This window comes from Streptomyces sp. B1866 (assembly GCF_031932565.1).
Taxonomy (GTDB): domain Bacteria; phylum Actinomycetota; class Actinomycetes; order Streptomycetales; family Streptomycetaceae; genus Streptomyces.
Window position 1 is genome coordinate 1 of the sequence record NZ_JAVSCF010000183.1, and the last position, 13183, is coordinate 13183.

Genomic DNA, 13183 nt, shown 5'->3' on the forward strand with positions numbered 1-13183 from the left:
CCGCGCGACCGGGTCCCCGGCCTCGGCGCAGCGGCCCACCTCGGGCGCGAACGAGGCCAGCACGGCGGGCCGGTCGGCGCGCGGGTAGAGCCTGCCCGGCAGCTCGCCCGCCGGGCCGAACACCGCCTCCGCGCGGTCCAGCAGCGGCCGCGACCCGCCGTCCCGCCCGTCGTACGCGCGCAGGGCCGCCTCCAGGCCCGCCCGGCCGATCCACGCCCCGCCGCCGCAGTCGCCCAGCAGGTGCCCCCAGCCGTCGGCGCGCCGCCAGCCGCCCGCGGGCGCTCCCGCGCCGTCGGGAGAGCCGCCGTCCGGCGCGCCGCTGTCCGGCCCGCCGTTTCCCGGCCCGCCGTTTTCCGGTCCGCCGCCGGGAATACCGGCGCCCAGGGCGATCAGGCCCGTGCCGCCCGCCACCACCGCGCCCGGCCGCTGTCCGAGCGCCCCCGCGTACGCGGCCACCGCGTCGGCGGCCAGCGCCAGGCGCCGCACGCCGAACTCCCGGGCCAGCGCGCCCGGCAGCGTGACGCGCAGGTCGTCGCCGAGCGTGGCCATCCCCGCGGCGCCCACGCAGGCGGCGTCCAGCCGGCGCACCCCGGCCTCGCGCAGCAGCGCCCGCGCGGCGGGCACCACGCGGGCCAGCAGCCCGGCCGCGTCGATGCCCCGGCCGCCGACCGCCGCCGGATCCGGGCAGGACCAGGTCACCGGCTCGCCGGTGCGGTACGCGCCGGGGCCGCCCGTACGGCGGGCGACGGCGACCCGTACCCCGGAGCCGCCCGAGTCCACGCCGAGCACGCCGACGGGCCCGTACGGCGCGCCGCCCGGCTCAGCCGAAGCCGCGGGCATCCTGCTTCAGCGCGGTGTCGACCGTGAGCGCGGTGGCCACCACCAGGCTCAGCAGCGGGTCGGGCAGTTGGCGGTGGATCTGCAGGACGTAGTTGTCGGCCGTGGTGAACATGGTCTTCGCCAGGCCCTCCCACGTCTTGGTGATCCGGGCGATCTCCGCGCCGGTGTGGTCGACGATGGCGAAGTTCCAGGCCCGCCAGTTCTCGGCCTTGATGGCGCCGACCTCGTGTCCGCCCGCCTGTATCGAGAAGTTGATCTTGCCGAACACGTTCTGCTGCACGATCTCGCCGACCGGCTGCCCGTTCGGCCGCTCCACGACCACCCGGGACTTCACGAACTTGCGCGGCCGGGTGAGCACCAGGTGCGGCTGCCCGTGCACGTCGCGGATCTCCAGCCGGTGCGTCATGAACTGGTCGAGGCTGGAGACGAACCGCGCCACCTTCTTCAGCGTGGACTGGTCCACCTGCACCACCGAGCCGAGGGTGTTGCCGTGCTGGTCGAAGACCCCGTACTCGTTCGTCAGCTCGATCAGCTTGGCCTTCTGGTTCACCACCAGCACCGGCTCGGTGAACAGCGTCCCCCCGCCCGGGCCGGCCGGCGCCACCTTCGCCTGCTGCTGCACCTGCCGCTGGATCTTCGCCGGGTCGGCCACCGGCGGCGGGGCGTACGGCGCCTGGGCCTGGCCGGGCAGACCGGGCTGGCCGGGGTGGGTGTGCTCGGTCCACTGGGCGCCGTCCCACCAGCGCAGCAGGTTCGGCGTGCCCTGCGGGTCGGCGTACCAACCCGCAGGAGTGTTCGGATGCGTCGTCATGGCGGGCAGACTACCCGCCGCAGGTGACGCCGGTGCGGGACCGGGGACGCCGGTGGCGGGAGGGTCCCGAAGCGTCACGGAAGCCGCCAGTCCACCGGCTGCGCCCCCTGCCGTACGAGCAGGTCGTTGACCCGGCTGAAGGGGCGTGAGCCGAAGAAGCCGCGGTCGGCGGACATGGGGGAGGGGTGCGCGGACTCCACGGCCGGCAGTTCGCCCAGCAGCGGCCGCAGGTTCCGCGCGTCGCGGCCCCACAGCACGGACACCAGCGGCCTGCCGCGCGCGGCCAGGGCCCGGATGGCCTGCTCGGTGACCTCCTCCCAGCCCTTGCCGCGGTGCGCGGCGGGCCGCCGCGGAGCGGTCGTCAGGGCCCGGTTCAGCAGCAGCACGCCCTGCTCGGCCCACGGGGTCAGGTCGCCGGTGGACGGCCGCGGCAGGCCGAGGTCGGCGTGCAGCTCGCGGAAGATGTTCTCCAGGCTGCCGGGAAGCGGACGCACGTCCGGGGCGACGGAGAAGCTGAGCCCCACGGCGTGCCCGGGCGTGGGATAGGGGTCCTGACCCACGATCAGCACCCGGACCTCGTCGAACGGCTGCTGGAAGGCGCGCAGCACGTTCGGCCCGGCCGGGAGGTAGGTGCGGCCCGCGGCGATCTCCGCGCGGAGGAAGTCGCCCATGGCGGCGATGCGTCCGGCCACGGGCTCCAGCGCCTTGGCCCAGCCGGCTTCCACGATGTCCTGCAAGGGTTGTGCGACCACGGTACGTCACTCTAGTGGCTCACACCGTGCCCGCCGGCCGCGCCCGGCCGGCCGTCACGGGTGCCCGCCGGCCGCCACGTCCGGGGCGGCCGCCTCGCCGGAGTGCTGCGCCGGGCGGGAGGCACGGGACGGCAGGTGGTGGAACAGCAGGTTCAGGGCGACGGCGGTCGCACAGCCGGCGCTGATGCCGCTGTTCATCACCGTCTGGAACCAGTCGGGGAAGCGCGCGTAGATCCCCGGCACCCCGACCGGCAGCATCCCCACCGCCACCGACACCGCGACCACGGTCAGGTTGTGGCCCTCGCGGAAGTCCACGCCCGCCAGCGACCGCAGCCCGCTCGCGGCGACCGTCCCGAACATCACCAGGCCCGCCCCGCCCAGCACCGGCACGGGCACCGCGGCCACCAGCGCGCCCAGCTTGGGCAGCAGCCCGAGCAGCACCAGGATGCCGCCCGCGGCCGCCACGACCCACCGGCTGCGCACGCGCGTGAGCCCCACCAGGCCGACGTTCTGGGCGAAGGCCGTGTACGGGAAGGTGTTGAACACCCCGCCGAGGGCCGTGGAGACGCCGTCCGCGCGCAGCCCGTCGGCCAGCCGCCGCGCGTCCACCTCGCGCCCGGTCAGCTCGCCCACCGCCACCAGGTCGCCGGTCGTCTCGGCCATGGTCACCAGGGCCACCACCAGCATGGCCGCGACGGCGCCGCCCTCGAACGACGGCGCACCGAAGTGGAAGGGCTCGGACACCCCGGCCCAGCGGGCGTCCCCCACCCCGGAGAAGTCGGCGCGGCCCAGCGGCACGGCCGCCACCGTGCCCGCCGCGATGCCCGCCAGCACCGCGACCCGGGCCAGGAGCGGTGGCGCGAACCGCTGCACCGCCAGGATCGCGGCGAGCACCCCGCCCGCCAGCGCCAGGTTCCGCGGCGCCCCGAAGTCGTCCCGGCCCTGGCCCCCGGCGGCCCAGTTGCCCGCCACGGGCAGCAGCGTCAGGCCGATGACGAGGATCACCGTGCCGGTCACCAGCGGCGGGAAGAAGCGCAGCAGCCGTCCGAAGACCGGCGCGAGCAGGACCATCGCGAGCCCGGAGGCGATCACCGCGCCGTAGACCGCCGGCAGTCCGCCGCCGCCGGTGCCGATCAGCACCATGGGGGTGACGGCGGCGAAGGTGCAGCCCTGCATGACCGGCAGCCGGGCGCCGAACCGCCACACGCCCACGCACTGCAGGAGGGTGGCCACGCCGCACATCAGCAGGTCCGCGTTGACCAGGTAGGCCAGGTCGGCGGCCGGGAGCTTCAGCGCGCCGCCGACGATCAGCGGCACGGCGACGGCGCCGGCGTACATGGCCAGGACGTGCTGGAGGCCGAGCGCGGCGAGCCGGCCGGCCGGCGGCACCTCGTCGACCGGGTGGCGTGCGGGCGTCATGGCTGTGCTGCTCCTTAGCCGGGCCGGGGACGACGGACGGCCGGGGACGACGGACGAGACGACGTGACCGTAGACGCCTTACACATTCTGTTGATTTCGCGGGCGTTGCGGCGGCGTGTCGCGGCTGCGCGCGGCCGTCCTGACCCGTCCGGCACGCCCTACATCATGCGGCGCATCCGCTGGATCTCGACGCTCTGCTCGGCGATCACGTTGTTCGCCATCTCCTCCACGCGCGCGTTGTCGCCCTCCGACAGCACCTGCGTGGCCATGGACACCGCCCCGAGGTGGTGGTTGACCATCAGGGTGAGGAAGAGCTTGTCGAAGTCGCCCCCGCGGGCCGCGCGCAGCGCGTCGAGCTGCCGCGGCGAGGCCATGCCGGGCATCGCGCCGTGCCCGGAGTGCCCGCCGCCGTGCCCTTCGTGCCCGTCGGACCTGTCTGCGGCTCCGCGCTCGCGCAGCCACCCCTCCATGGCCGCGATCTCCGGCCGCTGGCTCGCCGCGATGCGCTCCGCGAGCAGCCTGACCCGCGCGGAGGCGCCCCGGTCGGGGACCAGGGCGGTCATGGTCAGGGCCTGCCGGTGGTGCTCGATCATGCCGCGTACGTAGGCGAGGTCCGCGGAGTTGGGCGTGTCGTCCCGCACGGCCTCGCGCGCCTTCTCCGGCGGCAGCCGCCGCGCCGCCTCGCCCGGTCTGCCCGGCGCGATCACCGAGGGCCCGCCCGCGCCCCGCGCTCCCTCCCCGCCCTTCCCGCCGCCGTCCTCGCAGGCGGCGAGGACGAGCGCGAGGGCGGCGAGGGCGCCCGCGGCCGCGAGCCGTCCGGAGCGGGTCGTCGTGCGGCGTCCGGGCACCGTGGACCTCCTGGGGTGGGGGCGTGTGTCAGACCGTAGTAGCACGTCCGTGGACGGCCGGCGGCGAAAAAGCACGTGACATGTGTGTTGCCCCGTGTTGTTGTGTACATGGAACAGGTGATACTGCCCAAGGCCCCGGTCTCCCAGGGCGGTTGGACCGACGGTCCCCGCCGGGCCGGGCCGTCGAACGCGCGAGACGACGATCCTCCCCACACCCCTTGCGAGGCGCAGTGAAGCCGTGGCTTCGACTCCGGGCACGGCCCGGACACCGCAGACATCCCGGCCGCCGCGGACGCTACGGCGCGGCGGCCGCATCCCTGGGCCTGCTGGCCTCCCTGCTGGCGGCAGCCCCCGCGGCGGCCACGCCCGGCCCCGGCGGCCCGGCGCCGCACCCGGTGACCCGGGACGAGGCGGCCCGCGTCCGGGCGCCCGTCGCCGACGGCGGGATACCCGGCGTGGACGAGGTCGTGCACAGCGACAACGTCCGCCACCTGGCCAACGTCCCCAAGCAGGCGCTCCAGGGCACCAACTCCGACCTCGCCTTCCAGGGCCACTACGCCTTCGCCGGCAACTACGACGGCTTCGTGATCTACGACATCAGCGACCCGCGGGCCCCGAAGACGGTCAGTCAGGTGCTGTGCCCCGGCTCCCAGAACGACGTATCGGTGTCGGGCAACCTGCTGTTCCTGTCCACCGACTCCTCCCGCAGCGACGACTCCTGCGCCAGCACCACGCAGCCGGCGACCGAGAAGTCCTCCTGGGAGGGCATGAAGATCTTCGACATCACCGACAAGCGCGAACCGCGGTACGTGGCCGCCGTCGAGACCGCCTGCGGCTCGCACACGCACACCCTGGTGCCCGGCCGCGACGACGTCTACGTCTACGTCTCCTCGTACGCGCCGAGCCCGGACTTCCCGGACTGCCGGCCGCCGCACGACGGCATCTCCGTCGTCAAGGTGCCGCGGCGGGCGCCCGAACAGGCCGCGGTGACCGACTTCCCGGTGTTCTTCCCCGACGGCGGCAACCCGGGCGACCCCGCCAAGCCGGACATGGTCCCGACGTCGGGCTGCCACGACCTCACCAGCTTCCCCAGGCTCAAGCTGGCCGCGGGCGCCTGCATGGGCGACGGCGTGCTGCTGGACATCTCCGACCCGGCCAGGCCGCGGGTGATCGACCGGGTCGAGGACACCGCGAACTTCTCCTTCTGGCACTCGGCCACCTTCAACCAGCGCGGCGACAAGGTGGTGTTCACCGACGAGCTCGGCGGCGGCGGAGCCGCCACGTGCGACGCGCAGACCGGTCCGGACCGCGGCGCCGACGGCATCTACGACATCGTCGGCCGCGGCGACGGCCGCCGGCTCGTCTTCCGCGGCTACTACAAGATCCCCCGCTACCAGGCCGCCACCGAGAACTGCGTCGCCCACAACGGCTCGCTGATCCCGGTCCGGGGCCGCGACGTCATGGTCCAGGCGTGGTACCAGGGCGGCGTGTCGGTCTGGGACTTCACCGACTCCGCCCGCCCGCGCGAGATCGGCTACTTCGAGCGCGGCCCGCTGTCGGCCGACACCCTCACCGGCGGCGGCTCCTGGTCCGCGTACTACTACAACGGCTACATCTACTCCAACGACATCCGCAAGGGCCTGGACGTGCTGCGGATCGACGACCGCCGCACGGACAGCGCCGCCGCGGTGCGGCTGCGCGAGCTGAACGTGCAGACCCAGCCCGACTACCGCTGAGCGCCCACGGCCGGTCCCGGCCCGGCCTCCGGGCCGGGACCGGCCGCCGCGTCCCGTGGCTCCCGCGGCGCGCCCGGACCCCCGTCGGCGCCCCCGTCGGCCGCGCCGGGTGCCCGGTCCGCGCCGGCGGGCCGCGGCAGCCGCCGGACCGGGGCGGTCGGCGGCCGTTCGCACGGCGGCGTGCCCTGCTCCCAGTCCAGCCCGTAGCGCGCGAACAGCTCGGCGCGCAGCCGCTCCGGGGGCATCGGCGCGCCCGGCAGCAGCACCGCCACGACCGTGCCCATCAGCAGCGCGCGCAGCAGCCGGTAGTCGCCGTCCGGGTCGTCCGAGCCGTACCGCACGACGGTCTCCCGCAGCAGCGTGGCCAGCCGCTGCTGCTCGGCGCACTGGATGAAGCCCTCGGCCGACAGGATGCCCGCCATGTGCGTGCGCATCAGGCGCGGCCGGTCGCGGGCCAGCCCCAGAATGCTGTCGATGGCCCGGGCCAGCAGCTCGCGGCCGGCGTCCTCGCCGGTCGGCTGGGGCTCGCGCGCCAGGCTCTCGGCCAGCTCCATGTGCATCAGCCGGTGCACGGCCGACTGCAGCAGCTGCCGCTTGCCCGGGAAGTAGTACGAGACCAGGCCGCGCGCCGCACCGGCCCGGTCGGCGATGTCCGCGAGCGTCGTGGCGTCGTAGCCGCGCTCGCCGACCAGCTCCACCGTGGCCTCCAGGAGGCGCGCCTGGGACCTCCGGCGCAATTCCTCATTGACCGACGCGCTCCGCGGGGACATGCTGTAACTCCTGCGTTGACTGGCTGCTAGCCAATATACTCAGCGTCGGCTCCGGATGTCCGCCCTTTGCGAGGGGTGGCGCCGGTGTGGGCTGCCGATTTCGGGCGACACGGGGGATCGCCCGAAATCGGCTGCTTCAACCAGCTTTGCTGGTACCTGGCGTGCTTTCGAGTACGACAGTAGCGGGGAACCCCGCGCCCCAGGGGGACGCCGGCCGCCCTGACCAGGCGCCACCGGCCTCCGCCCGGGGGCGCGGGGCTCTCCCCGGGCTCCCGGCGCCGTCAACGGCTCCCGGGGCCCTCAGCGCCCGTGCCGGGTCCCGGCGTACGCACCGGGACCCCGGTCGGCGCCCGGCCGTCCCGTGCGGCCGGCCACCCGTGGCCCGCGGCCGCCGCGCACGCCAGCGCCGCGCCCAGCAGCCAGCCGCCCAGCACGTCGCTGAACCAGTGGACGCCCAGGTACAGCCGCGTGAAGCCCACCCCGAGCACCGACCCGGCCGCCACCGCCCAGGCCGCCGCCAGGCGCCACCCGCGGGCCCCGGCACCGGACCGGGCCAGCAGCCACAGCAGCAGCCCGCAGGCGACGGCCGCGGTCATCGCGTGGCCCGACGGGAAGGCCGCGCCGGGCGCCGAGTCCACCGGGTCCGGCCAGCGCGGGCGGGCCCGCCCCACCGCCGCCTTCGCCCCCTGCTGGACGGCCCAGGCCACCGCGGCCGTGCCCGCCACCCACAGCGCGAGCAGCCGCTCCCGGCGGTACAGCAGCCACCCGGCGGCCACGGCCAGGGCCGCCCGCATCGTCCACGGGTCCCACACCCAGTCGGTCAGCACCCGGCAGGCGCGCCGCGCGCCGCCGTCGGAGACCGCCGACCGGTGCAGCGCGTCCGCCACCTCCCGGTCCGCCGACCGCAGCGGGCCCCAGCCGGTGGTGACCAGCACCAGCAGCACCGCGAACGCGGCGAGCAGGACGGCGGCCGCCGCGCCCGCGCGGACGGCGCGCCGGGGCGCGGGTGTCACCGGACCAGCATCCGGGCCGGCGCGGCCGGACCCGCCGCACGCGGGCGGCGCGCCGTGCCCTCCGGCCCCGGTCAGCGCAGCGCCTGCAACGCCGGAACGAGCGTCACCAGCAGCGGTACGGCCGGCACCAGCGTCGCCAGCGCCGTCAGCCGCCAGCGGCGCGCCGCGGGGATGCGGGGCGCCGGGGACAGCAGCCGGTCCACCCGCTCGGGCACCCGGGCGAACCCGGCCGGGCAGGGGCCGAACACGCCGCGGTCCTCGTTGAGCTCCACCAGCGCCAGCGCGGTCGTACGCCGCCCGCAGCGCCGCGAGGCGGCGTCGTCGGCGGCCAGCTCCACCAGCCGGTGCACCTGGTCGCGGAAGGCCGCGAAGACCGGCACCTGCGGGAAGCCGCCGGCGAGCGCGGAGGAGCAGTGCAGCAGCCAGTCGTGGCGGGCCCGCGCGTGGTCCAGCTCGTGCTCCAGGACGGCGTCGAGACCGCGGCCGTCCAGCCGGCGCAGCGCCGCGGTGGTCACCACCAGGTGCGGCGTGGAGCCCGGCAGCCACCAGGCGTCGGGCCGGTCGCCCTCCAGCACCACCAGCCGGTAGCGGGCCGGCCGCTCGCCGGGCAGCAGGGGAGAGCGCGTGAGGAGTTCGGCGCGCCGCCGCCGGCGCCGGGCGCGCGCGGCGCGCACCTCGCGGGTCAGCATCACGGCGGTCCACGCCGCGCCGCAGGCCAGCACGACGGCCACCGGCGCGGCCCACGGCCCGTACGCCGAGAGCGCGTACGCCTCGACCACGCCGTGCGGCGCGGGCGCGAAGACGTTGCCCCGTACCACCGAGGAGGCGGCCGCGGCCGTCAGGGCCATGGTCAGTCCGCAGCACAGCAGCAGGCCGACGACCACGCACTGCCACACCCACAGGGCGAGGACGGGTTCGCGGTCGGGCCAGTCGGCCCGGGCCAGCAGCCGGGGCGCCGTCGCCGCCGCCAGCGCGCACAGAGCCATCAGCGCGAGCGGGAGCATCATGCCGGCCAGCCTATGATCGGCTCGACAGGCGCCGGTACGGTCACGCGGACGAAGTGACGCACGCCACGGAACGCGGGGCACGGCGGCGCGCGGGCTCACGTCCCGTCACCCGCAGCTGTGAGGCCGGCGGCCGCCGCCCGGCCCGCTGCCGGCCGGCGCGCGGCCTGGCCCGCCGCGTGCGCGGGGCACAGTCACAGCGGGGGCACGGTCACAGCGTCAGCAGCATGGCCGCCATCCCGACGCCCATCGCCACCCTACACGCGTGCTCCAGCTCGTCCCCCGCGGCCCGGCCCTGCGCCGCGCCCGGCGGGCAGGACCTGGCGGGCCCGGTCCCGGCGCCGCCGGCCAGCGGCACCAGGCGCACTCCGGCCCGCAGCGCGTACGCCGCGAAGTAGGCCAGCAGCACCCCGGTCAGCAGCGGCTCGCCGCCGGGCACCCGCCCGGCCGCGTGCCCGGCGTGCCCGTGCGCCCCGGCGTCCTCCGCCATCGCCAGGGCCATGTAGACCATGGCCAGCGCGCCGACGCCGTGGTGCAGGTGGTGGCCCGGCGGCCCGGGGCGGCGGCGCGCCGCGGACAGCAGCGCCCACCCGGCCGCCGCGCCGAACACCGCGGCGAAGGCGGGCGGCGCCCACGGCATGGGGTCGAGCGCGGTGTGCGGCACGGCCATGAGCGCCATGCCCCAGGCCATCAGCGCCTCGCCGCCCAGCGCCCGCCGCCGGCGGCCGGGCGGCTCGCCGCGCAGGCACAGCAGGCAGTAGGCGCCGACCGCGGCGGACAGCGCGACCAGCAGCCAGCCGACGAGCGGCGGTCCGTGCACGGCACCCCCAGGACGTCCGGCGGAATTCCCAACCGTGGCGCCGACGCCGCCGATACGCGCCGGACTGCCCGGATTCTGCCCGCTGCGCGCCCCGGCCGCGCCGGGCACGGGGGAGCGCACGGACGCAGGCGGGGAGCACGCCGTCCGGCCCGCGGACGCCCGCGCGGGCTCCCCGCCGGGAGCCCCGCGGCCGGGCCCCGGCGCGGCCGCGGGGCTCCCGGCGGGCGGTCAGGGCCGGTAGCGCAGCGGGTGGTCCTCCGGCACCTCCACGACGGCGATCTCGACGCCGTCCGGATCGGTGATCCACATCTCGACCAGCCCCCAGGGCTCCCGGACCGGCGGCCGCGTCACCGTCACGCCCCGCCCGCGCAGTTCCTCGTACGCCGCCGCCGCGTCCGCGACCTGGAACCACAGCTGCATACCGGGCGCGGGCGGCGTGTCGGACCGCCCGGAGACCTCCAGGAAGCCGCCGCCGAGGAAGTAGACCGTCCCGCGCTCGGGGCCGGTGCCGAACTCCCGGTAGACCGCGAGGCCCAGCGCCTCGCCGTAGAAGGCCCGCGACCGCTCGGGGTCGGTCGGGCGCAACAGCACCCGGCTGCTCAGTACGTTCACCATGGCGGCGACCCTACGCAGGCGGCCCGCCGGTCCCCGTGCCCGCCCCGGGAGCCCGCGCGCCGCCCCGGGACCGCGGGGCCGGTCCCGGCCGGGTCAGGCGGGCGCCGCGGCCAGCCGCTTGACCTCCGGGTAGTCGGTCGTCCCGCCGTCCAGGCCCAGGCCCCGGGCCAGGGCCACGTGGCCGGGCGTGTTGACCGTCCACCCGATGACCTTCAGGCCCGCGGCGTGCGCCCGCTCGACCAGCTCCAGGGTCAGCCTGCGGACGTTGAGCACGAGCGTCCCGGCGCCCACGGCCCGGGCCCGGTCGATCACGTCCGGGCCGTAGCGGCTGGCGACGAGCGCGGTGCGCGCCCGCGGCAGCAGCTCGCGGATGTCGGCCAGGGCGGCGTCGTGGAAGGAGATGACGTCGACGCGGTCCAGCAGGTCGCGGCGGCGCATCACCTCGGCGAGGGCCCGCGCGGCCGCCCGGTCCTTGATCTCCGCCTGGAGCGGCGCCCCGACCGCGTCCAGGACCTCCTCGAAGACGGGGATCCGCTCGCCCTGCCCGGCGTCGAGTCCGCGCAGCTCGGCGAGGGTGAGGCCGCTGACGGGGCCGGTGCCGTCGGTGGTGCGGTCCACGTCGGGGTCGTGCATCACCACCAGCTCGCCGTCCTTGCTCAGGTGCAGGTCCAGCTCGATGGCGTCCAGGCCCTCCCGGTCGGCGCGGACGAAGGAGCGCAGGGTGTTCTCCGGTTCGACGCCCATCACCCCGCGGTGTCCGATGGTGAGGAAGGTCAACGCTGTCTCGCTCCCGTGCGCGGCGGGGCGCCGGTCGGCCGCCCCGGACGGCGCACCAGCCTAACCGGGCCGGGGCGCCGGGGCGCGGCGACGCGCGAAGCACGGATCTTAGCTCCCCGCAAGTGGACTTGAGCAAAAGAAGTCGGCATGGATACGGTGTCTTAACGCAGGTTCTCCGGCTAAGGAGGGGTTATGGCGAAAATCCTTGCGCCCGTACCGCCGAACGGTCACGCGCGGAGCGACGTGGAGTCCGGCGCGCACGTCGTGCGGCACCCCGCCTGGGCGAGACTGAAGGCCGCCGTGGAGGCGATCCGTCCGTGGCAGTCCCGGGACGGCTCGATCGACTTCCGGGCTGACGGCGCCCCCTCCCGCGAGTCCGCCGACGCCGCCCTGGACCGGGTGGCCGCGGCCGTCGAGGAGCTGGCCGCCCTGCTGCCGCACGACGCCGCGTACCACCGCGCGCTCCTGGCCGACCTGCGCCGCTGGCGCGACGGCGGGTTCGGTGTCCCCGACTTCCTGGACTCGCTGCTGGCCTTCCAGCCCGCCCGCTCCCGCGCCGACGGCCGCCGGCACCTCGTCGTCTTCCCCATGTACACGCAGAACGGCAACCCGGACCGCAACCTCGAAGCCCTCGTGGTGAGCGTGGTCTGGCCGGACTGGCTCGCCGGGCTGGAGCGCACCCGGTACGACAACCCGCTGTTCCTCGGCCTGACCTTCGACGACTTCACCGCGGGCTACGACACCAACTCCGCGGTGCTCTTCCCCGAGACCATCGCCGTGCGCGAGGCCCCCGAGCGCTTCTCCTGGGGCGGCATCTTCTGCGACCGCGAGGCGGCCCGCTTCCGCCGCGTCACCGAGGCCGCGGTGCGGGTGCTGCGCCTGGCCCTGCCGGAGGACGCCGCGGCCCTGCTGGCCGACCAGCGGCGGTGCCAGGAGGCGTTCGTGCTGTGGGACATGGTCCACGACCGCACCCACAGCCACGGCGACCTGCCCTTCGACCCGTTCATGATCAAGCAGCGGCAGCCCTTCTGGATGTACGGCCTGGAGGAGCTGCGCTGCGACCTCACCGCCTTCCGGGAGGCGGTGCGGCTCGCGGACGAGGGCGTGGCCCAGGCCCGCGACGTACAGTACGCGGTGATCTTCGACCGGCTGTTCCGGTTCCCGGTCACCGGCGACCGGGTGCGCAACTACGACGGCCTCGGCGGCCAGCTGCTGTTCGCCTACCTGCACCGGCACGACGTGGTGCGCTGGACGGACAACACCCTGCACATCGACTGGGCGCGCGCCCCCCGGGTGACCAGCCGGCTGTGCGACGAGATCGAGGCCCTGTACCGCGAGGGCATCGACCGGCCCAAGCTCGTCCACTGGCTGAAGGCGTACGAGCTGGTCGCGTCCTACCTGGCGCCGCACCCCGGCTCGGTGTGGGCCAAGGGCCCCGACGCCCTGGACCTGTCCAAGCCGCCGCGCAAGCTGGTGGACGACGTGCTTCCGGACGAGTTCCCCCTCAGCATGTTCTACGAGGCGCTGGCCAGGAAGCTGCGCGGCGTGATCGCCTCCACCAGGGGCATCACGGCCTCGGCGACCGTGCCCGCGGCGGCCTGACCGGCCTGGCCGGTCCCGCCGGCGCGGGCCGCGTCCGGCGGGGCGGCGCCGCGCGGCGGGCCCCGTGGTCCGGCCGCGCCCCGACCGGTACCGAGCGGCAGCGCGAGGAGGCGACCGCCATGACCACTCCCACGTCGAGCCCCACCCCCCACGCCGGCGGCGGCGGACCCCTGGAC

General features: G+C 76.1%; 13 protein-coding genes. 2 read left to right on the forward strand and 11 right to left on the reverse strand.

What is annotated here, in order from left to right; genetic code table 11:
* The 5 genes from RKE29_RS21355 to RKE29_RS21375 all read right to left on the reverse strand — a co-directional run.
* A partial coding sequence (locus tag RKE29_RS21355; RefSeq protein ID WP_312007129.1) for an ATPase occupies nt 1–840 on the reverse strand: 840 nt, incomplete at its 3' end.
* The gene (locus RKE29_RS21360; RefSeq protein ID WP_312007130.1) at nt 821–1651 is read right to left on the reverse strand and encodes a phospholipid scramblase-related protein; all 831 of its coding nucleotides are present in this window, start codon (nt 1649–1651) and stop codon (nt 821–823) included. The genes RKE29_RS21355 and RKE29_RS21360, both read right to left, overlap by 20 nt.
* 74 nt (nt 1652–1725) lie before the next feature.
* Nucleotides 1726–2403 (reverse strand): uracil-DNA glycosylase, encoded by a 678-nt coding sequence (locus RKE29_RS21365; RefSeq protein WP_312007132.1) that lies wholly within the window; start codon nt 2401–2403, stop codon nt 1726–1728.
* A 54-nt stretch (nt 2404–2457) separates the two neighbouring features.
* Nucleotides 2458–3822 (reverse strand): nucleobase:cation symporter-2 family protein, encoded by a 1365-nt coding sequence (locus RKE29_RS21370; protein ID WP_312007133.1) that lies wholly within the window; start codon nt 3820–3822, stop codon nt 2458–2460.
* A 158-nt stretch (nt 3823–3980) separates the two neighbouring features.
* On the reverse strand, nt 3981–4670 hold the full coding sequence (locus RKE29_RS21375; RefSeq protein ID WP_312007134.1) for a DUF305 domain-containing protein: 690 nt from the start codon (nt 4668–4670) through the stop codon (nt 3981–3983).
* Between the two features lie 317 nt (nt 4671–4987).
* Between RKE29_RS21375 and RKE29_RS21380 the strand changes: the two genes are divergently transcribed.
* Nucleotides 4988–6406: a hypothetical protein gene (locus RKE29_RS21380; protein WP_312007141.1), complete on the forward strand. Its 1419-nt coding sequence runs from the start codon at nt 4988–4990 to the stop codon at nt 6404–6406.
* Here the strand turns inward: RKE29_RS21380 and RKE29_RS21385 are convergent.
* From RKE29_RS21385 to RKE29_RS21410, 6 genes are all read right to left on the reverse strand, one after another.
* Complete coding sequence (locus RKE29_RS21385; RefSeq protein ID WP_312007135.1) at nt 6397–7176, reverse strand: helix-turn-helix domain-containing protein; 780 nt, start codon at nt 7174–7176, stop codon at nt 6397–6399. The two genes, RKE29_RS21380 and RKE29_RS21385, sit on opposite strands and share 10 nt — an antisense overlap.
* Before the next feature lie 281 nt (nt 7177–7457).
* Nucleotides 7458–8120 carry a phosphatase PAP2 family protein gene (locus tag RKE29_RS21390; RefSeq protein WP_312007144.1) on the reverse strand — a complete coding sequence of 221 codons (663 nt, stop codon included), beginning with the start codon at nt 8118–8120 and terminating at the stop codon, nt 7458–7460.
* Nucleotides 8121–8260: 140 nt separating this feature from the next.
* The gene (locus tag RKE29_RS21395) at nt 8261–9196 is read right to left on the reverse strand and encodes a M56 family metallopeptidase (protein ID WP_312007136.1); all 936 of its coding nucleotides are present in this window, start codon (nt 9194–9196) and stop codon (nt 8261–8263) included.
* A gap of 208 nt (nt 9197–9404) precedes the next feature.
* Entirely contained in the window at nt 9405–10013 is a 609-nt protein-coding gene (locus tag RKE29_RS21400) for a DUF5134 domain-containing protein (protein ID WP_312007137.1), read from the reverse strand.
* A gap of 228 nt (nt 10014–10241) precedes the next feature.
* Nucleotides 10242–10628 carry a VOC family protein gene (locus RKE29_RS21405; RefSeq protein WP_312007138.1) on the reverse strand — a complete coding sequence of 129 codons (387 nt, stop codon included), beginning with the start codon at nt 10626–10628 and terminating at the stop codon, nt 10242–10244.
* 93 nt (nt 10629–10721) lie between these two features.
* Entirely contained in the window at nt 10722–11405 is a 684-nt protein-coding gene (locus tag RKE29_RS21410; RefSeq protein WP_312007139.1) for a glycerophosphodiester phosphodiesterase family protein, read from the reverse strand.
* Nucleotides 11406–11597: 192 nt separating this feature from the next.
* Between RKE29_RS21410 and RKE29_RS21415 the strand changes: the two genes are divergently transcribed.
* Nucleotides 11598–13007 (forward strand): DUF6421 family protein, encoded by a 1410-nt coding sequence (locus RKE29_RS21415; protein WP_312007140.1) that lies wholly within the window; start codon nt 11598–11600, stop codon nt 13005–13007.
* Nucleotides 13008–13183 lie beyond the last annotated feature (176 nt).